This is a genomic window from Idiomarina loihiensis (genome assembly GCF_024584785.1).
Lineage (GTDB): Bacteria > Pseudomonadota > Gammaproteobacteria > Enterobacterales > Alteromonadaceae > Pseudidiomarina > Pseudidiomarina fusca.
In genome coordinates, this window is sequence record NZ_CP074112.1 from 460,793 (window position 1) to 485,202 (window position 24,410).

Sequence of the window (24,410 nt, forward strand, 5' to 3'; positions counted from 1 at the left end):
GGGTGCTTCAAGGTATACTATGGGGCTAATGTATTAACAAGAGTTAGCCCCATGTCTGAGCTGTATCACTCGCCTGCTGGTCCATCCCCTGAAGTTGCCAACGCCTATGCGTGGAACCGTCTGGTTTCCGTAGCCCCGATGTTGGATTGGACGGATCGCCACTGCCGTTACTTTCATCGACTGCTAAGTCAGCAGGTGGTGCTCTATACGGAGATGGTGACCACAGGTGCAATCATTCATGGCAAGGGCGATTTCTTACGATACGCTGCTGCTGAACAACCGCTGGTGCTGCAATTGGGAGGTAGTGATCCGGCTGCGATGGCGCACTGCACAGCTGTCGCTGCAGAACGTGGTTATCAAGAAGTGAATATCAATGTTGGTTGCCCATCAGATAGAGTTCAAAATGGTAGTTTTGGCGCCTGCCTCATGGCTGAGCCAGAAACCGTTGCCGCATGTGTTGCAGCCATGCAAGCAGCGGCACCAGAGACGGTGATTTCGGTTAAAACGCGGTTAGGTATAGATGAGCATGATAGTGACGACTATTTACAGCGTTTCTTAGAGCCGGTGATGGCTGCTGGGTGTCAATTTTTCACTCTACACGCCCGCAATGCGTGGTTAAAGGGCTTAAGCCCAAAACAAAATCGAGAAGTACCACCGTTGCGCTACGATCGTGTTTATCGCATGAAAGAGCGCTATCCCCAGTTACATATAACGTTGAACGGCGGGGTAAAGACTGTTGCTGAGATTCAACATCATTTAGAGTTTGTTGATGGTGTGATGATTGGCCGCGAAGCTTATCAAAATCCCACGCTACTTACTGAGTTTGATGCTCTGTGTGGTGACAGCCATCGCCCTGACTTACAACAAGTGATAGCGCAAATGGCTGACTATACTCAAGCCCATGTGGCTGAAGGCGGACGGGTCTGGCATGTTGTAAGGCATATGTTAGGACTGTTTCAAGGTGGCCCCGGTGCTAAACGTTGGCGTCAGGTCTTAAGCCAATACGGGCCTACAGCTAGTGATGCGCATGAGCTGTTGCAAATGGCTCTGCATGAGGTTGAAATAGCTCGTGAAAGAATTGCTCAAAAAATGGCGGATTACGCTAACGGTAGTTAAAAGTTGACATTAATTCTCAGCAAAGGCACTCCATCATCAGGGTGCCTTTTTTATTTATCTTTATAAAATACCTATTAATCATTGGTTTATGATAGTTGGCATGCTCTTTGCTTAAGTCTTAGTACCGAATCGTCGGTTTCACAATGGTACAAAAGGAGATAAGCAATGAAAACTTCAGTAACTATGTTGGTAGCATTAGGTGTCTTAGTAAGCCAGTTCTATGTAGGTGCAGCATCTGCACAAACAGCGGATCAAACCACCGATAATGTAGCGGTCGAACCGTTACTAACTGAATTAGTTCATGCCGATGCACAAGCTGTTAGTAGCTCAGTAAAGCGAGCAGCTGACAACGAACTCTTAGATTGGGTTAATGATATTAAGGTATCCTTGTCATTGCCTGCAATTGTTCGTAGTGCCGCTGATTATGCCAGTGAGATGTTGCCTAGCTTAACTGGTCAGCAGCCAGAATAAGGTGGTGGCATGCAGCAGAGTATCTTAGTTATGTTAATGATTGCGCCGGTAGTTGGTACCGTTGTTGCCGGTGCGGTCGTTACAGTTTCAGCTGCGGTGAGCGCCGGTAAATCTGAGTGATTGGAGATTAGAGCTGTGGTAGGCTGATGTTCCACCGCTCATAATCATAACAACAGAGGATACTGCCGCGTGAATAAATCCGTTACTTTCACTTATAGCTTGGCAGCACTTGGCGTAGCCAGTTTTCTTGGTCTAAGTGCTAGCAGCGCACTTGCACATGATGGTAAAGAAGGCCACAAACATTATACCGCCAGCGCAAAAGCGCATCAGATTGCGCAACAGAATTTAATTATTGATACCCATATTGATGTGCCTTATCGCTTAAAAAAGGATTGGGAAGATGTCACCAAGGCCACGACTCGCGGTGATTTTGATTACCCGCGCGCCAAAGCAGGCGGTTTGAATGTACCTTTTATGTCCATTTACATTCCCGCGAATTTAGAGCGCACTCCCGGTGCTAGTTATCAGCTCGCGCATGAGTTAATTGATAGCATGGAAGCCCTTGCCTATCGAGCTCCAGGTAAATTTGCCCTAGCGGCAAGTGTTGACCAAGTGATGCAGCAGCAAGAGCGTGGCGTTATTTCTATCGCAATGGGGATGGAGAACGGCTCTCCGATAGAGGGTGACCTTAACAATTTGGTGAAATTCTACAACCGTGGCATTCGTTATATCACCTTAGCTCACAGTGAATCTAATCATATTGCTGATTCATCTTACGACATTCGCAAGCAGTGGAATGGTCTTAGCCCGTTCGGTAAAGAATTAGTAACAGCCATGAATGAGATTGGAGTGATGATAGACATATCTCATGTCTCCGATGATGCGTTTTGGCAGACCATCGAGTTATCCAAAGTGCCGGTCATTGCCTCGCATTCCTCCTTACGTAAATACACTCCCGGTTTTGAGCGAAACATGAGCGACGATATGATCAAAGCGCTCGCCGAAAACGGTGGAGTGATTATGATTAACTTCGGCTCATCTTTTGTAACCCAACAAGCCAACCGCTATGGTGCCATGATTCGTGGTCAAATCGAAAAAGTCCAAGAGCAATATGGCGCGGACTCTGATGAAGCCAAGCAGCGTATAGCTGAGCTACGAGGCAAAAACCCTTATCCGTTTGCTACCTTAGAACAGGTACTTGATCATATTGACCATGTGAAAAACCTTGTGGGTATCGACTATATCGGCATAGGTTCGGACTATGATGGGGTGGGTGATTCTCTACCTGAAGGCCTAAAGGATGTGTCGAGCTATCCTAATTTGGTGCAAGGTCTTTTAGACCGTGGTTACAGCGAAGCAGACATCGAAAAGATTCTCTACAAGAATTTTGTTCGAGTATGGCGTGAGGTAGAAGCCTACGCTGCTGCAAACTAACAGCGATGCTCGTTGCTCGTCCGTTTGCGTTGCTCACTGTTCGGGTCTAGTTTTTTTTTCGAACAGCGTGAAACGCGGACGACCAGCGAAGCGCACGAATAACGAATAACGAATAACGAATAAAGAATAACGACGTTGCTTTTTAACTACGAAAGTGTATAATTCGCGGCCACAGTTGATGAACTCCTTGGAGCTCTCGCGACTGTAATTGGTTGCCACAGCAGTCCCGATAGGGGATTGAATGGATTTTCGTTGAAAATACCTCGCCCGGTATGTGCCAGGGTGTAGGTTTTTTTCTGTGCTCTTTTTTAAATGCTCTTTTATTGAGGCTTTGATTTTATTATGGCTAATCAAAGAATTCGGATTCGCTTGAAAGCGTTCGATCATCGTCTGATTGACCAGTCGACTGCAGAAATCGTAGAAACTGCAAAACGCACTGGTGCTCAGGTACGTGGTCCAATTCCACTGCCAACGCGCAAAGAACGTTTTACTGTGCTTATTTCTCCGCACGTAAACAAAGATGCGCGTGACCAGTACGAGATCCGTACCCATAAGCGTCTGATCGACATCATGGACCCAACTGACAAGACTGTTGACGCTTTAATGCGTTTAGATCTTGCTGCGGGTGTAGATGTACAGATCAGCTTGGGCTAAGCGGGCAGTAATAGGATTACACACGAGAGGTTTTAACAATGGCTATTGGTCTAGTCGGTCGTAAAGTAGGAATGACTCGCGTCTTCCAAGAAGACGGCGCTTCTGTACCTGTTACTGTGATCGAAGTGACAGCAAACCGTGTGACTCAGGTGAAAACTGAGGAAACTGACGGTTACCGCGCGCTTCAAGTGACTGCAGGTACTAAAAAAGCAAACCGTGTTACTAAACCACTTGCTGGTCACTTCGCAAAAGCGGGTGTTGAAGCAGGTCGCGGTCTCTGGGAATTCCGCCTAGAGGACGGTGAAGGTGAAGAATACGCAGTAGGTTCTGAAATTACTGTAGAAATTTTCGCAGACACCAAAAAAGTAGACGTTACCGGTACCTCAAAAGGTAAAGGTTTCCAAGGTGCTATTAAGCGCTGGAATTTCCGTACTCAGGACGCTACCCATGGTAACTCGTTGTCGCATCGCGCGCCGGGTTCTATCGGTCAAAACCAGTCTCCTGGTCGGGTTTTCAAAGGCAAGAAGATGGCAGGTCAGATGGGTAACAAACAAGTAACCGTACAAACTCTTGATGTAGTACGTGTTGACGCAGAGCGTGGTTTGTTGCTGATTCGTGGCGCTGTCCCTGGTGCTACTGGCGGCGATGTAATCATCAAGCCAGCAGTCAAGGCTAAGGCGTAACGTCTGAGGAGAATGGTGATGGAATTAACATTAAAAGACGCAAAAGGCGCTCTTGAAGTTTCCGAAGCTACCTTTGGACGTGAGTTCAACGAAGCTTTGATTCATCAGGTAGTAGTTGCCTATGCAGCTGGCGCTCGTCAGGGTACCAAAGCGCAAAAAACGCGTTCTGAAGTATCTGGCGGTGGCAAAAAGCCATGGCGTCAAAAAGGAACTGGCCGTGCTCGTGCTGGTACTATCCGTAGCCCTATTTGGCGCTCAGGTGGTACTACTTTCGCAGCGAAACCACGCAGCCACGACCAAAAAGTAAACAAGAAAATGTACCGCGGTGCAATGAAGAGCATCTTGTCTGAATTAGTTCGTCAAGATCGTCTAATCGTGGTTGAGAGCTTTGCAGTAGAAGCTCCAAAAACAAAAGAATTAGCAGCTAAACTGAAAGCTATGGATTTACACGATGTATTAATCGTGACTAAAGAAGTAGACGAGAACTTGTTCTTAGCATCACGTAACCTACACAAAGTAGACGTGCGTGACGTACAAGGTATCGACCCAGTAAGCCTGATTGCTTTTGAAAAAGTATTGATGACTGCTGACGCAGTGAAGCAAATTGAGGAGGTGTTATCATGATGCGCGAAGAACGTTTGCTGACTGTAATCCTAGCTCCTCATGTTTCTGAGAAGTCTACTATGACTGCAGAAACTGCTAACACTGTCGTGTTCAAAGTAGCAACGACTGCAACCAAAGCACAAATCAAAGCAGCAGTAGAAAAGCTGTTTGAAGTTGAGGTTGATAGCGTTCGTACTGTGAACGTAAAAGGCAAAACCAAACGTACCGGTATGCGCTTCGGTAAGCGTAGCGACTGGAAAAAAGCGTATGTCACCCTGAAAGAAGGTGCGGACATCGACTTCGTCGGCGGCGCTGAGTAACAGGAGGAATTCACATGGCATTAGTTAAGTGTAAGCCTACGTCTCCAGGTCGTCGCCACGTTGTTAAAGTGGTTAACGAAGACCTGTACAAAGGTAAGCCTTACGCCCCATTGTTGGATAAAAACAGCAAAAATGGTGGTCGTAACAACAATGGTCGTATTACTGTTCGTCATATCGGCGGTGGTCACAAGCATCACTACCGTATGGTTGACTTTAAACGCGACAAAGACGGCATCCCTGCAAAAGTAGAGCGTTTGGAATATGATCCAAACCGTTCAGCTAACATTGCATTGATTCTGTATGCAGACGGTGAGCGTCGTTACATTCTTGCTCCTAAGGGCATGAAAGCTGGCGATAAAGTACAGTCTGGTTCAGATGCACCAATCAAAGCGGGTAACGCTTTGCCACTGCGCAATATCCCAGTGGGTGCAGTTGTACACGCAATTGAAATGAAGCCTGGTAAAGGTGCTCAGCTAGCTCGTTCAGCTGGTGCGTCAGTACAGGTATTGGCTCGCGATGGCGCGTACGTAACAGTACGTCTGCGTTCTGGCGAAATGCGCCGAATTCAGGCGGATTGCCGTGCAACCATCGGTGAAGTAGGCAACGCAGAACACATGCTGCGTCAATTGGGTAAAGCTGGTGCGAAGCGCTGGCGTGGTGTTCGTCCTACCGTACGTGGTGTGGCGATGAACCCGGTTGATCACCCGCACGGTGGTGGTGAAGGTCGTACTTCTGGTGGTCGTCACCCGGTTACCCCATGGGGTACTCCGACTAAGGGTTATAAGACCCGTAAGAACAAGCGTACTGATAAGTTCATCGTACGTCGTCGCAACAAATAAGAGTTGAGGATTAGACATGCCACGTTCTCTTAAAAAAGGTCCATTTATCGACCTTCACCTATTGAATAAGGTGGAGAAAGCGTTGGAAGCCGGGGACAAAAAGCCAATTAAAACTTGGTCCCGTCGTTCAATGATTATCCCTGATATGATCGGCTTAACTATCGCTGTTCATAACGGTCGCCAGCACGTGCCAGTATTCGTTTCTGACGAAATGATTGGTCACAAGCTTGGTGAATTTGCACCAACCCGCACTTATCGTGGCCACGCCGCTGATAAGAAAGCCAAGAAACGCTAAGGGAGAGTTGAAATGGAAGCTATTGCTATTCACAAATTTGCTCGCCTATCAGCGCAGAAAGGCCGGTTGGTTGCTGACCAGATTCGCGGTTTACCAGTAGCGAAAGCTCTGGAAATTTTGGCTTACAGCCCTAAAGATGCAGCTGGCCTGCTGAAAAAGGTGTTGGAATCAGCCATTGCGAATGCTGAACACAACGAAGGTGCCGACATCGACGAGTTAAAAGTTGCAAAAGTAATGGTAGACGAAGGTCCTACTATGAAACGCATCATGCCTCGTGCGAAAGGTCGTGCTGATCGTATCTTTAAGCGTACCAGCCACATTACTGTGGTTGTATCGGATAGCTAGGAGATAAGTTATGGGTCAGAAAGTACATCCTAATGGTATTCGCCTAGGTATCACCAAACCATGGAATGCAACCTGGTTCGCGAATACAAAAGATTTTGCTGATAACCTGCACAGCGACCACTTGGTTCGTAAAATGTTGCAAAAAGAGCTGGCGGCAGCGTCAGTTTCTCGCATCGTTATCGAGCGTCCAGCTAAGAGCATCCGTGTAACTATCCACACAGCCCGTCCAGGTGTTGTGATTGGTAAGAAAGGCGAAGATGTAGAGAAATTGCGTCAAGCAGTTTCTAAATTGACTGGCGTTCCTGCGCAAATCAACATCTCAGAAGTACGCAAGCCTGAGCTTGACGCACAACTGGTTGGTGAAAACATCGCAGGCCAATTAGAGCGTCGTGTGATGTTCCGTCGTGCTATGAAGCGCGCGGTACAGAACGCAATGCGTCTTGGCGCTAAGGGTATCAAAGTGGAAGTAAGCGGTCGTTTAGGCGGCGCTGAAATCGCTCGTAGCGAGTGGTATCGTGAAGGTCGTGTTCCATTGCACACATTGCGTGCGGACATCGATTACGCTACTGCCGAAGCAAGCACCACTTACGGTATTATCGGCATTAAAGTTTGGATCTTCAAAGGCGAAGTTCTAGGCGGCATGCCAGTTGCTGAAGAAAAACCAGCAGCTCCAGCAAAACGCCCTAAAGGCCGTAAGTAAGGAGATACGATATGTTACAACCAAAGCGTACAAAATTCCGTAAGGTACACAAAGGCCGCAACCGTGGTCTGGCGCAAGCAGGTAACAAAGTTAGCTTCGGTACTTTCGGTTTAAAATCGGTTGAACGCGGTCGTATGACTGCGCGTCAAATCGAAGCAGCTCGTCGTGCCATGACGCGTCACGTGAAACGTCAAGGTAAGATTTGGATCCGCGTATTCCCAGACAAGCCAATTACTCAGAAGCCACTTGAAGTGCGTATGGGTAAAGGTAAAGGTAGCGTGGAATATTGGGTAGCTCAAATTCAGCCAGGTCGTGTCCTGTATGAAATGGACGGTGTTTCGGAAGAGATTGCTCGTGAAGCATTTACTCTTGCGGCACGTAAGCTGCCATTCAAAACCACCTTTGTGACTCGGACGGTGATGTAATGAAAGCGAACGAACTGAAAGAAAAAACCGTTGAGCAGCTGCAAGAAGAATTGCTAGGTTTGCGTCGTGAGCAGTTTAACCTGCGCATGCAAGCTGCAACTGGCCAGCTGAATCAAACTCACATGTTGAAGCAAGTGCGTCGTGATATCGCACGTGTTAAAACTATTCTGACTGAGAAGGCAGGTGCGTAATGGCTGAAGAAAAACGTATTCGTACTCTGCAAGGTCGTGTAACTAGCGACAAGATGGACAAGTCTATCACTGTTGCAGTAACTCGCCGTGTTAAACACCCGGTATATGGTAAGTACATTACCCGTACCACTAAGTTACACGCACACGACGAAAACAACGAGTGTAAAGCTGGCGATACCGTGATTATTCGCGAAACTCGTCCAGTATCTAAGACTAAGTCTTGGGCATTAGTTGAAATTGTAGAGCGCGCTGAAGTTATCTAATGGGTTGCTCGTTTGAGTGATAAATTGATACTTAAGACGTAATAAACGAAAGCGAAAACGGCTCCATCTGGGGCCGTTTTTTTTGGGCGCGAGAAAATAATATTAAAATCATCTATAATTAAGGCACTTACGAATCATCACGCAAGGAATTGTGTATGCATAGTACGACGCCTGCAAGACTCAATCCGCCGGTCTTCTATTCGGCCGCCGGGCTTATCACCCTTATCTTACTTTTCTCGGCTATTTGGCCTGATATCGCAAATCAGCTCTTTCAAACGGTACAAACAGCAATTATTGATAACGCTAGTTGGTTTTATGTGCTTGCGGTAGCAGTGATTCTATTGAGTGTGGTGTACTTGGGGTTTTCCCGTTTTGGTTTGATAAAATTGGGGCCTGACCATTCCGAACCTGATTACTCAAAAATAACTTGGTTTTCGATGCTATTTTCTGCGGGAATGGGTATTGGCCTCATGTTCTTTGGTGTAGCTGAACCTATCATGCATTTTTTGGCGCCTCCCGTAGCTGAAGCTGGTTCGGTGGAAGCGGCCCGCGAAGCCATGAAGATTACCTTTTTCCATTGGGGCTTACATGCATGGGCAATCTACGCCATCGTGGCACTGATCCTAGCCTTTTTTGCATACCGTCATGGCCTGCCGCTGACCTTACGATCTGCCTTGTATCCGTTAATCGGAGATCGTATTTATGGGCCTATCGGCCACGCGGTGGATGTGTTCGCGGTGATCGGAACCGTATTTGGGGTTGCTACCTCGCTTGGCTATGGCGTAACACAAATTAATGCCGGAATTAATTATTTGTTTGATATTCCTGTGTCAAACTTAGTGCAAGTGTTGCTGATTATTGGCGTTACCTTGTTAGCCGTGATTTCTGTAACAACCGGCTTAGACAAGGGCATCCGCCGCTTATCTGAGTTAAATATGGGGCTGGCAGTGTTGCTGTTAGTCTTTGTTTTGGTTTTGGGCCCCACGGTCTTTCTATTACAAGCTTTTGTACAAAACACGGGTGCCTATGTTTCTGAAATTGTCAGTAACACCTTCAATTTATTCGCTTACCAAAAAACCGATTGGATTGGCGGTTGGACCGTTTTCTACTGGGGATGGTGGCTAAGTTGGGCACCATTTGTGGGCTTGTTTATCGCGCGGGTATCGCGCGGTCGAACCATTCGCGAGTTTGTACTCGGGGTGTTATTGGTACCGGCCGGTTTCACCTTAATGTGGATGACCTTTTTCGGTAATTCGGCTATTGATATGGTGCTTAACCAAGGCGCGGAAAGCTTAGGTAAGGCGGTGCAAGAAGATGTCTCGGTAGCCCTGTTTGTATTCTTAGAGCAGTTTCCATTCAGTACGGCATTATCCTTCATTGCGACCTTGATGGTGGTGGTGTTCTTTGTCACCTCTTCAGACTCAGGCTCAATGGTGGTAGATATGCTTTGTTCAAACGGACGTGATGATACGCCGGTATGGCAACGGATCTTCTGGGCCAGTGGCGAGGGTATTGTGGCGATTATTCTGCTGCTAGCAGGTGGTTTAGGGGCGCTACAGACAATGACCATTGCTAGTGCCTTACCTTTTACCATTGTCCTGATGATAGCCACCTACGGTCTAATTAGGGCGTTGCGTGTTGATGTGCACAAAAAAGACACCTTGCAGAATAACTACCTCACAGCGTCGGCAATGAGCAATAAGAACTGGCGTGAACGATTGCACAATATCATCGATTTCCCTAGTAAAGCCGTGGGTGAACGCTTTTTAGTTCAAGTGATTACGCCAGCCTTTAAAGAGGTTGCTGAGGAGATGCGTGCCAGTGGCTTAACGGTCGTGTTGGACACAAATGAGCAAGGGCAAAAGACCTTTCGAGTTCAGCATGGCGACGAGATAGACTTTATTTACCAAGTGAAATTGGCTGCTCACATACAGCCAGCCTTTTTGCATATGGATGAGGTGAGTGCCACCGCGGCAGCTGTCGAGGTTGCCGAGGAGCAAAAATACTACCGAGCAGAGGTGCATTTGCGTGAGGGCGGGCAAGATTATGATGTGCTGGGTTGGTCGCGCGAAGCGGTTATTGGTGACCTAATAGATCACTATCACAAGCATATGCATTTTTTACATATTCTACGCTAAGGAGAAGTCCCTATGAAACCTACCTCGGTAGCACTAGCGCTAGCAACCCTTGTTAGTTTGAATACGAGTGAAGCTGTTGCACAAGATGCAGAAACAGCGGCTGAATTAAAAGCCGTAATGCAACAGTTACAACAACTGCAACAACGGGTTATTGAATTAGAGCAGAAACTTGCTGAGCAATCAGACTCAGCAGCAACGACTACAACAACAGCAACGACAAATGCCACAGCGAACCAACAAGTAGAGCAAGTGGCGGCGCGTCGACAAGCTAAAAGCTCGGCCTTGGCAGCACGTGTTGAACGTTTAGAAGAGGATGTACAAGCAGCACAGAATGATCCTATCAGAATCGGTGGTGCTGTGCGCATGCAATACAAATGGGAAGATTATAACGATCCTCTTAAAGACCGCGGTGGTGATTTTGAATTTGATTTGGTCCGCATCGACTACAGCGGTGAAATAGGAGATGTCGTGCTGTCAGCACAGTATCGTTGGTTCCAGTACATGGATACGGTGCAACATGCATGGGTAGGTTACAACTTTTCTGAACAGTGGCAGGGACAATTGGGCGTCACTAAAGTGCCGTTTGGGATCACGCCCTATAATTCCAACAGCTACTTTTTTAGCTCGAACTTTTATGTAGGCCTTGAAGATGATCACGACTTAGGTGCCAAGCTACTTTACCGCAGTAGTGATTGGGACTTTGACGTTGCCTTTTTTAAAGGTGACGAAATGGGTGGCGTCAATGGCCTATCGCCAAGCAAAGCCGATCGTTATGCCTACGATGCCTTGGGCGTTCGTCTGGCTGGTGAAGGACTCTACGATGACCCTACTGCACTAGTGGCTGAATCGAATAGTGTGGCCTTGCGGGCGGCGCGTAAATACGACTTAGCCGCTGATAAGTCGGTTGAAATTGGTGCCAGCTGGCAGTTCGGTGATATGAATAACGGAACTGATAATATAGGTGAGCGGCAGGCATGGGCGGTGCACGGTGTCTATAATATCAATCGCTGGACCCTTATGGGGCAGGTGACTCAGTATGATTATGATATGGAGCTAGCTGAACAAGGTATCGTTGTTGGTGCTTATGCTTATTACGATACGATTCCTAGCAAAGCGACTTTGTATAGCGCTAACTTGGCCTATAGCCTTCCGGTGCAATGGGGACCTGTCACAGATCTTACCTTTTACAACGATTTTAGTTTAATGACGAATAAGCGCTTTTATACGGAAGATACGGTGATGAATGTGTTGGGCGTGGCTGTTAGCGCCGGTGGTTTGTATACTTATTTTGATTTAGTTACTGCGCGTAACCAACCGTTTGTAGGTGGCTCTATGAGTGGCGATAGTAAACAGACCAACACCCGTTTCAACGTCAATATAGGCTATTATTTTTAGTCAAAAATGAGTACAGTGGCTTTATTCAAACACTTGTTTAATTAGGGGTTAACGTGACGTCGCCATACACGCATTTATTTCAGCCGTTAGACTTAGGTTTTACTCAGATTAAAAATCGCATTTTAATGGGGTCTATGCATACTGGCCTTGAAGAAGAAAAAAATGGATTTGAAAAACTAGCGGCGTTTTATGCTGAACGAGCTAAGGGTGGCGTTGGGTTAATAGTTACTGGCGGTATTAGTCCGAATTTCCGTGGTCGTATCAGCCCTTTTGGGAGCGAGCTGAGTCGGCCTTGGCAAGTGGCCAAGCATCGAAAAATCACGACGGCTGTACATCAACATGATGGCAAGATCTGTATGCAAATTTTGCATACAGGTCGCTATGCCTATCATCCTTTTTCAGTAGCTCCGAGTAAACTCAAAGCACCGATCACGCCGTTTACTCCGAAAGCGATGACAGAGCGGCAAATCCAAACCACCATCAAGCATTTTGCACGGGCCGCTAAACTGGCACAGAAAGCTGGTTATGATGGGGTTGAGGTGATGGGCTCTGAGGGCTATCTAATCAATCAGTTTATTTGTCCGCGCACTAATCAGCGTAACGATAAGTGGGGTGGCGAATTTGATAACAGAGCGCGTTTCCCGGTAGAAATTATTAAGGCTATTCGTGCTGCGGTAGGTCCTGAATTTATCATTATTTATCGATTGTCCATGTTAGACCTAGTGCCAGATGGTAATCAGTTCGATGAAGTGGTTGAGTTAGGTAAACGGGTAGAACAAGCCGGCGTGAATATTATTAATAGCGGTATTGGTTGGCATGAGGCAAGGGTTCCTACCATTGTGACGTCGGTACCACGCGCTGCATTTAGTTGGATAACCGCGCGGGTACGCAAACACCTATCGGTTCCAGTGGTTGCTGTGAACCGAATTAATACGCCCGAAATAGCCGAACAAATCTTGGCTAATGATGAAGCGGATATGGTGTCTATGGCTCGGCCACTGCTGGCTGACCCCTATTTTGTGAACAAGGCAGCAGCGAACCAAGCTCAACACATCAATACTTGTATTGCCTGTAACCAAGCCTGTTTAGATCATGTGTTTGAGAATAAACGAGCCAGTTGTTTAGTTAACCCACAAGCATGTTATGAAACCGAGTTGGTCTTTAAGCCGGTGCTACAGCCGAAAAAACTTGCGGTGGTAGGTGCAGGCCCAGCCGGACTAGAGTTCGCCTGTCGCGCTGCGGAACGAGGTCATGAGGTGCACCTATTTGATGGTAGTGACGACATTGGTGGGCAGTTTAACTACGCTAAACAAATTCCTGGTAAGGAAGAGTTTTATGAAACCTTGCGGTATTTTAAGCAGCGCTTGCAAACAGCTGGAGTAAACGTGCATTTGGGCCAGCGACAAACTGCCGACAGTTTACAGCAACAAGGGTTCACCGAAGTGGTTTTGGCAACGGGGGTAGTACCTCGTGAAGTAGCAATAAGTGGTAGTGATTCGCCTAAGGTCTTGGGTTACTTGGATGTGTTGCGTGATCATAAACCAGTGGGCAAACGTGTGGCCCTTATCGGTGCTGGAGGGATTGGCTTTGATGTGGCCGAGTATTTAACGACGGCAACATCGCCATCGCTTGATATTAAAGAATGGTCTGCGATTTGGGGCGTTGATGATAGCTATCAACAGCGGGGTGCTCTAGCCGCACCCAAAGCCGAGACAAGTGAACGTGAGGTGTATTTACTGCAACGTAAAACCAGTAAAGTTGGCGCTGGCTTAGGTAAAACCTCTGGCTGGGTGCATCGTGCTACGCTCAATAAAAAAGGCGTTAAAATGCTAGCTGGAGTGACCTATCAAAAAGTCACGGACGAAGGTTTATGGATCGAGCAAGATGGGCAAAGCCAACTACTTGAGGTTGACCACATTGTTATTTGTGCCGGGCAAGTACCTCAGCGAGAACTGCAGCAGCAATTAGAGCAAGCGGGGATGCAAGTACATTTAATTGGTGGGGCCGATGTCGCAGCTGAACTCGATGCCAAACGAGCCATTCGTCAAGGGGCTGAATTGGCTGCTAAGATATGACCCTTTGTTACGATCTGCATTGTCATAGTAATTATTCTGATGGCGGCTTAACTCCTGCGGATCTCGTGGCGCGGGCTCATCACTATGGTGTGACCCATTTGGCGATTACTGATCACGATACCATTGATGCTCTGCCCGCAGCGCGTGCGGCAATAACGCAACAGCAGTTGCCACTGACGTTGGTGAACGGCGTTGAATTAACCTGCCGTTGGCAGCAACATGAAATTCATTTGGTCGGGGTGAATTTTGATGCCGAAGACGATAAGTTACGTCAATTGCTAGCGCAGCAGCAGCAGGTCAGGCGCGACCGTTACGCCGGTATGGTGGCTAAGCTTGCCAAAGCAGGTATTGCAATTGAGCCGCCCCTAGCAGAACAACTGACCATGCCAACGCGCAAGCATTTGGCTGAGGCTTTGCTCGAAGGTGGCTGGGTTAGTAGCTTTGAAGCCGCATTTCGGCGTTATTTAGGCAAAGGACAACAAGCCTATGTTGCAGCTGAGTGGGTTGATTTAGCCACTGCGATTGCGACGATAAAAGCAGCAGGGGGATCCACTGTATTGGCGCATCCTCACGCTTATCAGTTAAGTAACAAGTGGTTGCGGCGGTTATTGCAAGACGCCAAGGCAGATAATCTCGATGCCTTAGAAGTAGCCATAGGCGCACAAAGCCCTGGACACCGAGAAGCGTTGGCAACCTTTGCTAGCGAAATCGGCTTGCTGGCGTCGGCTGGTTCAGATTTCCATAATCCAGGTAGGTGGCGTGAGTTAGGCAAAAATCTTTGTCTACCAGCACACTGTGTGCCAATATGGAATACATGGCAGTAAGTTAATTTAAACCCTCGTAATAAGTTGAAGTGATATGAGCCAGTATTTCAGTATTCATTCAGAAAATCCGCAAGCGCGGCTGATACAGCAGGCTGTACAGATTATTATGCGCGGTGGGGTAGCCGTTTATCCCACCGACTCGGGTTATGCGATTGGCTGCCGTATCGGTGATAAAAATGCGATGGAACGTATCTGTCAAATTCGTGATATCGATAAAGAGCATAATTTCACCCTCATGTGCCGTGATTTATCGGAGTTATCAACTTACGCAAGAGTTGATAATACCGCCTTTAGGTTACTCAAGAATAATACTCCAGGGCGCTACACCTTTATTCTTAAGGGCACCAAAGAAGTGCCAAGGCGCTTACTTAATCCTAAGCGTAAAACGATTGGTATTCGAGTGTCCGATGACCCTATCACGATGGCTTTATTGGAAGCCATGGGCGAACCAATCATGTCGACGAGTTTAGTCTTGGGGCAGAATGAATTTGCCGAGTCGGATCCCTACGAAATTCGTGAACGACTTGAGCGTCAGGTGGATGTGATCATAGATGGTGGACATCGTGGTGAAGAGCCAACAACCGTGATTGATATGGCCGACGATGAAGTTAAGGTAAGCCGGGTTGGTGCAGGTGATATCACGCCCTTTGCAGATTAGTAGGTGTCATGATGCCGGCTGAGCAGCAATCACTCCCGTTGGGTTTTGTTCGTGGTGAACCCGTTATTGAAAAACCGGAAGATCTTTATATTCCGCCAGAGGCACTAGAGCTTATCCTCGAGAGTTTTTCTGGGCCGATGGACCTGCTTTTGTATTTAATTCGGCGGCAGCAATTAGATATTGTCGAACTGCCTATCCTCCCCATAACTCAGCAATACATGGAATATGTGGCCATGATGAAAGAGCTGAAGTTAGAGTTAGCAGCAGATTATCTCGTGATGGCAGCAATCTTGGCCGAGATTAAAAGCCGGATGTTGCTACCTAAGCCGGTTGCTGATGACGATGACGAGATCGACCCACGAGCGGAATTGGTGCGGCGCCTCCAAGAATACGAAGCTATTAGACAGGGAGCTGCGCAGCTTGAGCAATTACCACAGGCAGGGCGCGATTTTTCACCGATACAATTAGCTACGGACGTACGAGACCAGCTTGAATTACCAGAACCTAACGTCAGCTTGGCTGAATTGGCACTGGCCTTTAGTCAAGCATTGGCAACGGCACAATTACAGCATCACCATCAAGTAGAACGAGAAAAGTTATCAACGCGCGAACGCATGAGCCGAATTCTTGATCTCTTACAGACTAAGCCTCGCATTCGACTGCAAGAGGTTTTTACTGCTGCTGAGGGCCGACAGGGGGTAGTGGTTAGTTTCTTAGCTACCTTAGAATTAGTTAAAGAAGCCTTGATTGAGGTGGTCCAAGTGGAACCCTTCAGCGACATCTATCTATCGCAACGAGTAACTGCCGATGCAATTGAGACAGCTTAAGCAAGCTTTGGAAGCACTCTTGTTTGTTACCGAGCAACCGCTGTCTGAACAGCAGTTGTTAGCTTACTTTGCTCCTGAACAAGTGTCTAAAAAACAGTTGCTTGCGGTATTGGACGAATTACGACAAGACTATGCCGAGCGAGGTGTGCAACTGCAACAAGTTGCATCTGGTTATAGATTTCAGACGCGCACCGAATTGGGTGGTATAATAAGCCGTTTGTGGCAAGAAAAGCCGCCGCGGTACTCGCAAGCTTTACTAGAAACCTTAGCACTGATTGCCTACCGACAACCCATTACACGCGGCGATATTGAAGAAATCCGCGGGGTTAGTGTGAGTTCGCAAATCATGAAAACCTTGCAAGAACGCGGTTGGGTTAAGGTAGTCGGGCATCGAGAAGTACCCGGGCGGCCCCAGCTTTATGCCACTACAAGCGAATTTCTGGACTATTTTAGTTTACAGGATTTATCCGAATTACCGGCTATTCCCGACGCTCCGGCGCCGCTCAGGAATAGCGCGCAAGCAGCTCAGATACCCGCTGAGACAGCGACAGATATAGAGTAAATGCTAATGAGTGAAAAGTTACAAAAAGTTCTCGCCCGATCAGGCCATGGTTCGCGTCGCGAATTAGAAGCGAAAATTGCAGCAGGCCGAGTCAGTATTAATGGTGAAGTTGCCACGCTTGGCGAACGTGTTGATGCGGACGCTAAAGTTCGTATTGACGGCCATGAAGTGACAATTAAGCCGCCAGAAGATGTCATTTGCCGCGTGTTGATGTATCACAAACCCGAAGGCGAGCTTTGTACCCGACGTGATCCTGAAGGGCGTCCTACCGTTTACGATAAACTTCCAAGAATGCAGGGCGCACGCTGGGTTGCGGTTGGTCGTTTGGATGTTAATACTTCGGGGCTATTGCTCTTTACTACCGATGGTGAGCTGGCCAACCGGTTGATGCATCCAGGCCATGAAATTGAGCGTGAATATGCCGTGCGAGTGTTTGGTGACGTTGATGATGCAATGTTGCGCAAACTCAAAAAAGGCGTACAACTAGAAGACGGGCCGGCAGCTTTTAAAGAGATTAAACGTGGCGGTGGTGAAGGCATGAACCAGTGGTTCCGCGTGATGTTAACTGAAGGCCGCAACCGTGAGGTACGGCGTTTATGGGAATCACAAGGGGTGCAAGTAAGCCGCCTCATGCGTGTGCGCTACGGTAATATCAAACTCGAACAAGGCTTGCCACAAAGCGGCTGGGGCGAGTTATCCTTAACGCAAATTAACTACTTACGTGAACTGGTAGGATTACCTGCTGAAACGCGTAGCTTTGTTGATCCGCGTCAGCAAGAAACACGGCAGAAGCGCTATTCACGCGCTCGTCGAATGCAGGCACAAAAGCTGGAGCAGAACCGTAAAGGTAGCTCTGGCTCGAAAACAGCTGAGCCGAAACAGCCGACTGCTGCCGCTAAGCCAAAAGGTAAGCCACGCCGTCAAGAAAGCAGAAAAGATGCTTTCAATGAGCAGCAGCAAGAGCGAGCTGGTGGCCGCTCTAGCAATCGGCCTAGTAAAGTACGGGGCAAAGGCACTGGTAAAGCTACCGGCAAACCTAGTTCACGGCAAGGTACTCAGCATCAACAAACTAAGCAATCCGGCAAAGCTCGTAACCAATAAGGATGGGGTTATTAGCTGATTGGCAGCAACAACAGACGCTGTTGTTGCTGTGGCCTTATCGTGATGATGTATGGCGTTTACAAGGGCGACCTGCCCAGCAACAATTGCGGCAATTAGTGCAATTAGCAGCTCCCTATTGCAATATTTTCGTGGGTTGCCATCCTACCCAATTGGAGTATGCTCGCACCCAACTGCCGGCAACGGTCGAGTTGCTAGCGCTGAATTATGACGATGCTTGGGCACGAGATATCACACCGCTTTATACCGCACCGCAGTGGGGCGGTTCCGAGCAATTGTTTGCCCACGGTTTTCAGTTTACCGCTTGGCATGGGCTGTACCCTGATTTTCAGCAAGACCAAGCTTTCGCTAAACAACTGGCACGGCGCTTGTGCCAACGTTTTATCGCTCATGATCTGGTACTAGAAGGTGGCGCGATCACAACGGATGGTGCCGGCACCGCAATCGTACATCAAGCCAGCGTGCAGCGTAACAATCCGCAATGGACACTCGTGGCAATAGAAGCCTATTTAAAGCAGCAGTTACAGCTTCAGCAAATTGTATGGATGCGCTGGGCTAATCCGCTGGATGAGACTGGCGGCCATGTCGATAATCATGCGCAATTTATCGCTCCTGACACCCTTGTCACCAGCTTACCGCAGCCTTCAAGCCCGTGGTATCAGCATTACGCTGCACAGTTAGAGCAATTAAGACAATTAACCAATGTCTGCGGCGAGCCATATCATATTCTGGTGTTACCGCAACCTGCTGCGATTGTCCCAGAGCCAGATGAATTTGCCAGTATCAGGCGCCAACCTGGTGTCAAAGTTCGGGGCACAACTCCGTTATTAGCCAGCTATGTTAATTTAGTTAATCTGACGCAGTGTATGTTAGTGCCACAGTTTGGCTTACCCAGCGATGCTGAGGCGCTACAGATCATGCAGCAGTGGGCTGGTAAACGACCGGTACTGGCAGCCGCTGCCGACGAATTTATCAAAGCAGGAGGTGGTTTACATTGCATGACGGCCACCATTCCAACTTAAGTGACCGCTATAGGTTGGCTGAAATAGATAGCGGCGCCCGTTAGCGTAATGCAAAACTCACGCTTACTCGAGCTTCAATTTGAGTGGTGCCTGGTAGGCTGACATCGGCCATGGCTCTACTTCTAAAGGCCTCAACCGCTTGCGTTTTGACCGCTCTCGGTGCTTGACTATGCTCGCTAATTTGCACCACTTCGCCCAGCTCTGCGCCAGCCGCTGACGCCATCAGTTCTGCTTTTTGTTTCGCCACTGAAATGGCAGCTGCTAAGGCCTCATCATACCGCGCCCGCGCATCGCTAAAATCATACCTAGGCATGCCAACATCGGTCACGCCTTGGGCGAGGGCAAATTCAACAATACTATCGTAGTGATCTGGATTACGGAGCACTATGTTCATTTCACGTGACACAAGATAACCGCTAAGCTCGCGTTTGTTGTTGTCATAGTGATACATAGGTTGGGTAAAGAGTCGGTAAGAACTGATGTCTTGCTTCGCAATATTGAGTTGCTCTAATTGTTGTAAAAGCGCAGCGGTGATAGTGTCTACGGTTTGCTTCAGCTGAACCAGTTGTTGTCCCTCTTGACCAATAGAAAGCGTAAATTGCATGCGGTCAGGCACTTCAACTAAGCTAGCATCACCGCTTACTTGGATCGTACGTGCCGGCGCTGAAGGTGCGTTAGAAGCGGGCTGGCAGCCCAACAGAAAAGTACTGCCGAGCAGCAAGAGAGAAACTTTAGTTAAGTTAGAAATCCGTGACATAGCTTATTCCTTGATAGTTATTTGCTACCATTGTGTGGTTGATTAAATGGTTGGACCGCAACTAAGGCTAAAAGTTGAATTTTTATGACTGATACTAAAAAGACCGCTCAAGAACTTAACCAACAGCAGGCCGAAGAGGTACTGCTGCGACTGTTAGCCCGTCGCGAACACAGTGCCTTAGAGCTGAAGCAAAAACTACGGCAGCGAGGCTTTACCCAGCAACCATTAGAAGCAGCGCTTGCTAAAGCCCAGCAATTGGGCTGGCAAAGTGATCAAAGGTTTACCGAAAGCTGGGTTAAGCAATGCTTAGAAAAAGGCGATGGGGTGCGAAAAATACAGGCGCAAGCCCAACAAAAAGGGATTAGTGAAGCGCTGTTACAACAAGTATTGCTGGCGCACCAGCCAGACTGGCATCAGCAATGCTATCAGCGGCTCATCAAGAAATTTGGTGAGCAGCCTCCGGTGGACCAAAAACAACGCGATAAAATGATTCGCCATTTGTTACAACGGGGTTTTTCTTTTGATAGCATAAAAATTGCTCTGCAACGTCAATCAGACGCTGCGGCAGACTAGGCGTACCCTATGAATCGTGATAGGATTTTGCGCTAACTTTTAATTCATTTACACCCAATTTCTCGTAGGAAGTAGTCAATGAGTATGACCAGTGCCGATATCCGTGAAGCGTTCCTTGCTTATTTTGCCAGTAAAGGTCATCAGCGAGTCGCCTCGGCGTCATTGATTCCTGGCAACGATCCCACGTTGCTATTTACCAATGCTGGAATGGTGCCATTCAAAGATGTGTTTTTAGGTGATGAGCAACGAGATTACGTTAGAGCGACCTCATCGCAACGTTGTTTGCGCGCCGGTGGAAAGCACAACGACCTAGAAAATGTTGGCTATACTGCACGCCACCATACTTTCTTTGAAATGTTAGGTAATTTCAGCTTTGGTGATTACTTCAAACGCGAAGCTATTCAATACGCATGGGAATTTTTGACCGGTGTATTGCAACTGCCAAAAGAGAAATTATGGGTGACCGTCTTTACTGAAGATGATGAGGCTTACGACATCTGGGCCAAAGAAATTGGCGTGCCTACAGATCGTATTTCGCGCATTGGTGCCAAAGATAACTTCTGGGCCATGGGTGATACGGGACCCTGTGGTCCTTGCTCTGAAATTTTCTACGACCATGGTGCTGAGGTGTGGGGTGGCCCACCAGGCACACCAGAAGAAGACGGTGATCGTTATATCGAAATCTGGAACCTAGTATTCATGCAATATAACCGTCAAGCGGATGGCACCTTGCTGCCATTGCCGAAGCCGTCGGTGGATACGGGGATGGGATTAGAGCGTATTGCCGCCGTATTGCAGCATGTTCACAGTAACTACGACATTGATCTATTTCAGGCGTTAATTGCAGCAGCGGCAAAAGTTATCGGTACGGAAGATCTAACCAGCAAGTCGCTGCGCGTTATTGCGGATCATATTCGGTCATGTAGCTTCTTGATTGCCGATGGGGTGCAGCCGTCTAACGAAGGTCGTGGCTATGTATTGCGCCGGATCATTCGGCGAGCAGTTCGTCATGGCAATATGCTAGGTGCCAAAGGGCCATTTTTCTACCGTTTGGTCGCCGAGTTGGTGACGCAAATGGGCCAGGCTTATCCCGAGTTGGTTGATAAGCAAAGTGTGATTGAACAGGCACTGAAGCGCGAAGAAGAACAGTTCGGTAAAACACTTGAGCGTGGTTTAACCATTTTAAACGATGCCTTAGCCGAGTTAGAAGGCTCGGTGTTGCCAGGAGATTTGGTGTTTAAACTGTATGACACCTATGGCTTCCCGATGGATTTGACCGCTGATATGGCGCGCGAAAAAGGGCTGACGGTAGACGAGGCAGGTTTTGCCAAAGCGATGGACGAACAACGTCAGCGTGCTCAGCAAGCGTCTAATTTTGGTATGGATTATAACGAGCGTTTAAAATCCGCGCAGCGCAGTGAATTTACAGGATACGATCAGGTTGCTGGTAGCGCACAGGTGGTTGAGTTGTTCGCTGATGGTGAGCAAGTAGAACATTTAGCCGCCGAGCAACGGGGTATTGTGGTACTTTCGGCAACACCATTTTATGCCGAAAGCGGAGGCCAGATTGGCGATACTGGTAAGCTCATCGTTAATGGTGGCGAATTTATTGTTACCGATACGCAATATATCGGCAAAGCAATTGCTCATCATGGTCACACCACAGCTGCCATCAACCTTGGTGACTCGGTACAAGCCCATATTGATGCTGAGCGCCGTGCTGCGATAAAACGAAACCACTCAGCAACCCACTTATTGCATGCAGCGCTACGTAATCTACTTGGTGAGCATGTGACGCAAAAAGGTTCTTTGGTTACTGCTGAGCGTTTGCGCTTTGACTTTTCTCACTTCGAACCAGTAACCGCAGCTCAATTAGATGCTATTGAGCGCCAAGTTAACGAAGAGATAGTTAGTAATCACGCACTGCAAGCTGAGTTGATGTCAATTGATGCTGCTAAAGCTGCTGGCGCCATGGCTTTGTTTGGCGAAAAATACGATGATCAAGTGCGCGTAGTTCGTATGGGCGATTTTTCGATGGAATTGTGCGGCGGTACCCACGTGGAAAGAACCGGTGATATTGGTTCATTGCGTATTGTTAGTGAAGCAGGTATAGCTTCGGGTGTTCGCCGGATAGAAGCCGTTACTGGTATAGCTGCAAGCCAATACACCTTGCAACAACAACAGCAGCTACGAGCGGCTGCTGGACTGTTCAAAACGGATTGGACGCACTTGGTTGAACGTATCACCCAACAGCAAGAGCGCAGCAAAGGCTTGGAGAAGACCATAACTGAACTGCAGCAACAGCTAGCAGCTCATGCTGGTTCTGATTTAGTGGCTGGTGCCGAAAAAATAAACGATGTTAAAGTGATCGTAGCGCAAGTACATAACGTAGAATCTAAGGCTTTACGCAGTATGGTTGATGATTTGAAAAATCAGCTGCAAAGTGGTGTGGTGGTACTAGCCCTCGCCACCGACGATAAAGTAAGTTTAATCGTAGGTGTCACGTCAGATTTGACCCAACGAGTGAAAGCTGGCGATGTGGTTAACATTGCAGCACAAGCGGTTGGTGGCAAAGGCGGTGGTCGTCCAGATATGGCGCAAGCCGGTGGACAACATCCAGAACAGATCCCAGCTGCGTTAGCCGCGGCTAAAGAGAAGATTACTGAATTATTGCGATAGATGGTCGCGTGAAAATGTTCGGAAACATCCCTGTGCGGGTGTGCAAATAGATAAAGCCTGTTAGAATAAAGAACATCGGTTTATATCCAACTGCACAAAAACGCACAGGGTGCGTGACTATTATAACGTTTGTGATATATTCGATACGACTTTAAGAAAGGCTGAAACTGCGGTGAGGTGTGATGCCAAACCGTCTGGAAATTGGATGTAGGGAAGGAGTGGGCACATGTTAATCTTAACCCGCAGAGTGGGTGAGACGTTAATGATAGGTGACGATGTCACTGTTACGGTACTTGGTGTGAAAGGTAACCAAGTTCGTATTGGCGTCAATGCACCTAAAGATGTCTCAGTACATCGCGAAGAAATATACAATCGAATTCAGGCAGAACATCAAGACGGCGACAAGTCTGAAGAGCCTTAATAGAGTAATGTCTGAAAGCTGGCCCACGGGTCAGCTTTTTTGATTGTGCGATTGCTAGCAAAACACTCTAAATTGGCGGTTGTGTGGAAAATTTGGTCGAGATGCCTAAAAATCCCACAAACGAACGCTGAAATAGAAAAAACTGTTTGACATATTTTTCAAGGTCGCTATCATTCATCGCCACAAGACAAGCGGTGAGGTGGCCGAGAGGCTGAAGGCGCTCCCCTGCTAAGGGAGTATAGGGTTTGTAGCTCTATCGAGGGTTCGAATCCCTCCCTCACCGCCATTTTGTGAAACAAACCAACGCACTCGTAGCTCAATTGGATAGAGTACTCGGCTACGAACCGAGCGGTTGGAGGTTCAAGTCCTCCCGAGTGCGCCATTGTTTCAACAGCAAAATGCAAATCGTCTTATCAGTATGAATGTGCACTCGTAGCTCAATTGGATAGAGTACTCGGCTACGAACCGAGCGGTTGGAGGTTCAAGTCCTCCCGAGTGCGCCACTTCATCTCCTCCTTAGTTATTCCAGAATCATCCCAAAATTATCCCAAAGTTATCCCAAAATTATCCCAAAATTATTCCAAAGTTATCCAAATAAATCTCCAGTACGCAAACATCGCACTCATCTATCCATAAATTCAAACCTAACCCTTCGAATCTGTTGCTTAAAAACCCATAACTCCCGCTTATGACTCGTATAGCCCGTGATAAGTCTCGTAATGAACTACTTTGTGTTATTCTGCTTTTCAGCTAGGATGTTGATATCTTTTTAACAAAAGAGGTAAGTCATGGGAGAGCTCTTTACTGACGCTTTAATGATCATGGTGACCGGTATGGTCACAGTATTTGCGTTTCTGAGCCTATTAATAGGTGCTATGGCGGTGTTACGTAAACTGGCCGATGCGCCGGAAGTAACGACCACCAGCAATACCCCCGCCACCTCTGCGCCGAACGCTGCTGAATATGCTGCGATTGCAGCAGCAGTGCATCAGTACCGTCGCAATCACTAATAAAAGAATAA

General features: G+C 47.7%; 27 protein-coding genes, 3 tRNA genes and 1 pseudogene. 30 read left to right on the forward strand and 1 reads right to left on the reverse strand.

Going from position 1 to position 24,410, the window contains the following annotated elements; translation table 11 throughout:
- Positions 1-51: 51 nt before the first annotated feature.
- From dusA to KGF88_RS02240, 23 genes and pseudogenes are all read left to right on the forward strand, one after another.
- Complete coding sequence (gene dusA, locus KGF88_RS02130) at positions 52-1,116, forward strand: tRNA dihydrouridine(20/20a) synthase DusA (protein WP_153826737.1); 1,065 nt, start codon at positions 52-54, stop codon at positions 1,114-1,116.
- 165 nt (positions 1,117-1,281) lie between these two features.
- Positions 1,282-1,587: a hypothetical protein gene (locus KGF88_RS02135; protein ID WP_153826738.1), complete on the forward strand. Its 306-nt coding sequence runs from the start codon at positions 1,282-1,284 to the stop codon at positions 1,585-1,587.
- Between the two features lie 189 nt (positions 1,588-1,776).
- Entirely contained in the window at positions 1,777-3,021 is a 1,245-nt protein-coding gene (locus KGF88_RS02140) for a dipeptidase (RefSeq protein WP_257119951.1), read from the forward strand.
- 342 nt (positions 3,022-3,363) lie between these two features.
- Positions 3,364-3,675 carry a 30S ribosomal protein S10 gene (gene rpsJ, locus KGF88_RS02145; RefSeq protein WP_008488677.1) on the forward strand — a complete coding sequence of 104 codons (312 nt, stop codon included), beginning with the start codon at positions 3,364-3,366 and terminating at the stop codon, positions 3,673-3,675.
- Positions 3,676-3,713: 38 nt separating this feature from the next.
- Positions 3,714-4,358, forward strand: coding sequence for a 50S ribosomal protein L3 (rplC, locus tag KGF88_RS02150; protein WP_110076183.1), 645 nt, complete (start codon positions 3,714-3,716; stop codon positions 4,356-4,358).
- An 18-nt stretch (positions 4,359-4,376) separates the two neighbouring features.
- Positions 4,377-4,982 carry a 50S ribosomal protein L4 gene (gene rplD, locus KGF88_RS02155; RefSeq protein ID WP_110076184.1) on the forward strand — a complete coding sequence of 202 codons (606 nt, stop codon included), beginning with the start codon at positions 4,377-4,379 and terminating at the stop codon, positions 4,980-4,982.
- Positions 4,979-5,281, forward strand: coding sequence for a 50S ribosomal protein L23 (rplW, locus tag KGF88_RS02160; RefSeq protein WP_110076185.1), 303 nt, complete (start codon positions 4,979-4,981; stop codon positions 5,279-5,281). The genes rplD and rplW overlap by 4 nt, the downstream gene beginning before the upstream one ends.
- A gap of 14 nt (positions 5,282-5,295) precedes the next feature.
- Positions 5,296-6,120 carry a 50S ribosomal protein L2 gene (gene rplB / locus KGF88_RS02165; RefSeq protein ID WP_110076186.1) on the forward strand — a complete coding sequence of 275 codons (825 nt, stop codon included), beginning with the start codon at positions 5,296-5,298 and terminating at the stop codon, positions 6,118-6,120.
- Between the two features lie 16 nt (positions 6,121-6,136).
- Positions 6,137-6,415 carry a 30S ribosomal protein S19 gene (gene rpsS / locus KGF88_RS02170; RefSeq protein WP_026860408.1) on the forward strand — a complete coding sequence of 93 codons (279 nt, stop codon included), beginning with the start codon at positions 6,137-6,139 and terminating at the stop codon, positions 6,413-6,415.
- Positions 6,416-6,427: 12 nt separating this feature from the next.
- Positions 6,428-6,760 (forward strand): 50S ribosomal protein L22, encoded by a 333-nt coding sequence (rplV, locus tag KGF88_RS02175; protein ID WP_110076187.1) that lies wholly within the window; start codon positions 6,428-6,430, stop codon positions 6,758-6,760.
- A gap of 10 nt (positions 6,761-6,770) precedes the next feature.
- Positions 6,771-7,460: a 30S ribosomal protein S3 gene (gene rpsC / locus KGF88_RS02180; protein WP_110076188.1), complete on the forward strand. Its 690-nt coding sequence runs from the start codon at positions 6,771-6,773 to the stop codon at positions 7,458-7,460.
- A gap of 11 nt (positions 7,461-7,471) precedes the next feature.
- The gene (gene rplP, locus KGF88_RS02185) at positions 7,472-7,885 is read left to right on the forward strand and encodes a 50S ribosomal protein L16 (RefSeq protein ID WP_110076189.1); all 414 of its coding nucleotides are present in this window, start codon (positions 7,472-7,474) and stop codon (positions 7,883-7,885) included.
- Positions 7,885-8,076 carry a 50S ribosomal protein L29 gene (gene rpmC / locus KGF88_RS02190; protein ID WP_110076190.1) on the forward strand — a complete coding sequence of 64 codons (192 nt, stop codon included), beginning with the start codon at positions 7,885-7,887 and terminating at the stop codon, positions 8,074-8,076. The genes rplP and rpmC overlap by 1 nt, the downstream gene beginning before the upstream one ends.
- A complete protein-coding gene (rpsQ, locus tag KGF88_RS02195) occupies positions 8,076-8,339 on the forward strand; it encodes a 30S ribosomal protein S17 (protein WP_110076191.1) in 264 nt (87 codons plus the stop codon). Before rpmC ends, rpsQ begins: the two co-directional genes overlap by 1 nt.
- Before the next feature lie 155 nt (positions 8,340-8,494).
- Positions 8,495-10,477 (forward strand): BCCT family transporter, encoded by a 1,983-nt coding sequence (locus KGF88_RS02200; RefSeq protein ID WP_153826739.1) that lies wholly within the window; start codon positions 8,495-8,497, stop codon positions 10,475-10,477.
- A gap of 12 nt (positions 10,478-10,489) precedes the next feature.
- Positions 10,490-11,872: a carbohydrate porin gene (locus KGF88_RS02205; protein WP_194928197.1), complete on the forward strand. Its 1,383-nt coding sequence runs from the start codon at positions 10,490-10,492 to the stop codon at positions 11,870-11,872.
- 53 nt (positions 11,873-11,925) lie between these two features.
- Positions 11,926-13,947 carry an NADPH-dependent 2,4-dienoyl-CoA reductase gene (locus KGF88_RS02210; RefSeq protein ID WP_162014579.1) on the forward strand — a complete coding sequence of 674 codons (2,022 nt, stop codon included), beginning with the start codon at positions 11,926-11,928 and terminating at the stop codon, positions 13,945-13,947.
- Positions 13,944-14,771, forward strand: a complete 828-nt coding sequence (locus tag KGF88_RS02215; RefSeq protein ID WP_153826740.1) for a PHP domain-containing protein — start codon at positions 13,944-13,946, stop codon at positions 14,769-14,771. The genes KGF88_RS02210 and KGF88_RS02215 overlap by 4 nt, the downstream gene beginning before the upstream one ends.
- 34 nt (positions 14,772-14,805) lie before the next feature.
- On the forward strand, positions 14,806-15,429 hold the full coding sequence (locus KGF88_RS02220; protein ID WP_110076195.1) for an L-threonylcarbamoyladenylate synthase: 624 nt from the start codon (positions 14,806-14,808) through the stop codon (positions 15,427-15,429).
- An 8-nt stretch (positions 15,430-15,437) separates the two neighbouring features.
- Complete coding sequence (locus tag KGF88_RS02225) at positions 15,438-16,256, forward strand: segregation and condensation protein A (RefSeq protein WP_416380904.1); 819 nt, start codon at positions 15,438-15,440, stop codon at positions 16,254-16,256.
- Entirely contained in the window at positions 16,237-16,818 is a 582-nt protein-coding gene (gene scpB, locus KGF88_RS02230) for an SMC-Scp complex subunit ScpB (RefSeq protein WP_110076197.1), read from the forward strand. Before KGF88_RS02225 ends, scpB begins: the two co-directional genes overlap by 20 nt.
- A 6-nt stretch (positions 16,819-16,824) precedes the next feature.
- Positions 16,825-17,640 (forward strand): annotated as a pseudogene (rluB, locus tag KGF88_RS02235) (23S rRNA pseudouridine(2605) synthase RluB); the annotation flags it as partial.
- A 281-nt stretch (positions 17,641-17,921) separates the two neighbouring features.
- Entirely contained in the window at positions 17,922-18,959 is a 1,038-nt protein-coding gene (locus KGF88_RS02240; protein WP_153826742.1) for an agmatine deiminase family protein, read from the forward strand.
- A 40-nt stretch (positions 18,960-18,999) separates the two neighbouring features.
- Here KGF88_RS02240 and KGF88_RS02245 read toward each other — a convergent pair whose 3' ends face one another.
- Entirely contained in the window at positions 19,000-19,716 is a 717-nt protein-coding gene (locus KGF88_RS02245; RefSeq protein WP_153826743.1) for an SIMPL domain-containing protein, read from the reverse strand.
- Between the two features lie 84 nt (positions 19,717-19,800).
- Here KGF88_RS02245 and KGF88_RS02250 point away from each other — a divergent pair, with 84 nt between their 5' ends.
- From KGF88_RS02250 to KGF88_RS02280, 7 genes are all read left to right on the forward strand, one after another.
- Positions 19,801-20,289 (forward strand): regulatory protein RecX, encoded by a 489-nt coding sequence (locus KGF88_RS02250; RefSeq protein ID WP_153826744.1) that lies wholly within the window; start codon positions 19,801-19,803, stop codon positions 20,287-20,289.
- A gap of 78 nt (positions 20,290-20,367) precedes the next feature.
- The gene (gene alaS, locus KGF88_RS02255; protein WP_153826745.1) at positions 20,368-22,968 is read left to right on the forward strand and encodes an alanine--tRNA ligase; all 2,601 of its coding nucleotides are present in this window, start codon (positions 20,368-20,370) and stop codon (positions 22,966-22,968) included.
- A gap of 226 nt (positions 22,969-23,194) precedes the next feature.
- Positions 23,195-23,389: a carbon storage regulator CsrA gene (gene csrA / locus KGF88_RS02260; protein WP_110076203.1), complete on the forward strand. Its 195-nt coding sequence runs from the start codon at positions 23,195-23,197 to the stop codon at positions 23,387-23,389.
- A gap of 193 nt (positions 23,390-23,582) precedes the next feature.
- A tRNA-Ser gene (locus KGF88_RS02265) sits at positions 23,583-23,675 on the forward strand.
- Between the two features lie 19 nt (positions 23,676-23,694).
- Positions 23,695-23,771, forward strand: a tRNA-Arg gene (locus KGF88_RS02270).
- A gap of 44 nt (positions 23,772-23,815) precedes the next feature.
- Positions 23,816-23,892: transfer RNA gene (locus KGF88_RS02275), tRNA-Arg, on the forward strand.
- A 285-nt stretch (positions 23,893-24,177) separates the two neighbouring features.
- Positions 24,178-24,399, forward strand: a complete 222-nt coding sequence (locus KGF88_RS02280; RefSeq protein WP_110076204.1) for an OadG family protein — start codon at positions 24,178-24,180, stop codon at positions 24,397-24,399.
- Positions 24,400-24,410 lie beyond the last annotated feature (11 nt).

What these genes read in the sequence shown, in the direction of transcription:
- dusA (WP_153826737.1), top strand. Translation starts at nt 52, where the DNA reads ATGTCTGAGCTGTATCACTCGCCTGCTGGTCCATCCCCTGAAGTTGCC.
- KGF88_RS02135 (WP_153826738.1), top strand. Translation starts at nt 1,282, where the DNA reads ATGAAAACTTCAGTAACTATGTTGGTAGCATTAGGTGTCTTAGTAAGC.
- rpsJ (WP_008488677.1), top strand. Translation starts at nt 3,364, where the DNA reads ATGGCTAATCAAAGAATTCGGATTCGCTTGAAAGCGTTCGATCATCGT.
- rplC (WP_110076183.1), top strand. Translation starts at nt 3,714, where the DNA reads ATGGCTATTGGTCTAGTCGGTCGTAAAGTAGGAATGACTCGCGTCTTC.
- rplD (WP_110076184.1), top strand. Translation starts at nt 4,377, where the DNA reads ATGGAATTAACATTAAAAGACGCAAAAGGCGCTCTTGAAGTTTCCGAA.
- rplW (WP_110076185.1), top strand. Translation starts at nt 4,979, where the DNA reads ATGATGCGCGAAGAACGTTTGCTGACTGTAATCCTAGCTCCTCATGTT.
- rplB (WP_110076186.1), top strand. Translation starts at nt 5,296, where the DNA reads ATGGCATTAGTTAAGTGTAAGCCTACGTCTCCAGGTCGTCGCCACGTT.
- rpsS (WP_026860408.1), top strand. Translation starts at nt 6,137, where the DNA reads ATGCCACGTTCTCTTAAAAAAGGTCCATTTATCGACCTTCACCTATTG.
- rplV (WP_110076187.1), top strand. Translation starts at nt 6,428, where the DNA reads ATGGAAGCTATTGCTATTCACAAATTTGCTCGCCTATCAGCGCAGAAA.
- rpsC (WP_110076188.1), top strand. Translation starts at nt 6,771, where the DNA reads ATGGGTCAGAAAGTACATCCTAATGGTATTCGCCTAGGTATCACCAAA.
- rplP (WP_110076189.1), top strand. Translation starts at nt 7,472, where the DNA reads ATGTTACAACCAAAGCGTACAAAATTCCGTAAGGTACACAAAGGCCGC.
- rpmC (WP_110076190.1), top strand. Translation starts at nt 7,885, where the DNA reads ATGAAAGCGAACGAACTGAAAGAAAAAACCGTTGAGCAGCTGCAAGAA.
- rpsQ (WP_110076191.1), top strand. Translation starts at nt 8,076, where the DNA reads ATGGCTGAAGAAAAACGTATTCGTACTCTGCAAGGTCGTGTAACTAGC.
- KGF88_RS02200 (WP_153826739.1), top strand. Translation starts at nt 8,495, where the DNA reads ATGCATAGTACGACGCCTGCAAGACTCAATCCGCCGGTCTTCTATTCG.
- KGF88_RS02205 (WP_194928197.1), top strand. Translation starts at nt 10,490, where the DNA reads ATGAAACCTACCTCGGTAGCACTAGCGCTAGCAACCCTTGTTAGTTTG.
- KGF88_RS02215 (WP_153826740.1), top strand. Translation starts at nt 13,944, where the DNA reads ATGACCCTTTGTTACGATCTGCATTGTCATAGTAATTATTCTGATGGC.
- KGF88_RS02220 (WP_110076195.1), top strand. Translation starts at nt 14,806, where the DNA reads ATGAGCCAGTATTTCAGTATTCATTCAGAAAATCCGCAAGCGCGGCTG.
- KGF88_RS02225 (WP_416380904.1), top strand. Translation starts at nt 15,438, where the DNA reads ATGATGCCGGCTGAGCAGCAATCACTCCCGTTGGGTTTTGTTCGTGGT.
- scpB (WP_110076197.1), top strand. Translation starts at nt 16,237, where the DNA reads ATGCAATTGAGACAGCTTAAGCAAGCTTTGGAAGCACTCTTGTTTGTT.
- KGF88_RS02240 (WP_153826742.1), top strand. Translation starts at nt 17,922, where the DNA reads ATGGGGTTATTAGCTGATTGGCAGCAACAACAGACGCTGTTGTTGCTG.
- KGF88_RS02245 (WP_153826743.1), bottom strand. Translation starts at nt 19,716, where the DNA reads ATGTCACGGATTTCTAACTTAACTAAAGTTTCTCTCTTGCTGCTCGGC.
- KGF88_RS02250 (WP_153826744.1), top strand. Translation starts at nt 19,801, where the DNA reads ATGACTGATACTAAAAAGACCGCTCAAGAACTTAACCAACAGCAGGCC.
- alaS (WP_153826745.1), top strand. Translation starts at nt 20,368, where the DNA reads ATGAGTATGACCAGTGCCGATATCCGTGAAGCGTTCCTTGCTTATTTT.
- csrA (WP_110076203.1), top strand. Translation starts at nt 23,195, where the DNA reads ATGTTAATCTTAACCCGCAGAGTGGGTGAGACGTTAATGATAGGTGAC.
- KGF88_RS02280 (WP_110076204.1), top strand. Translation starts at nt 24,178, where the DNA reads ATGGGAGAGCTCTTTACTGACGCTTTAATGATCATGGTGACCGGTATG.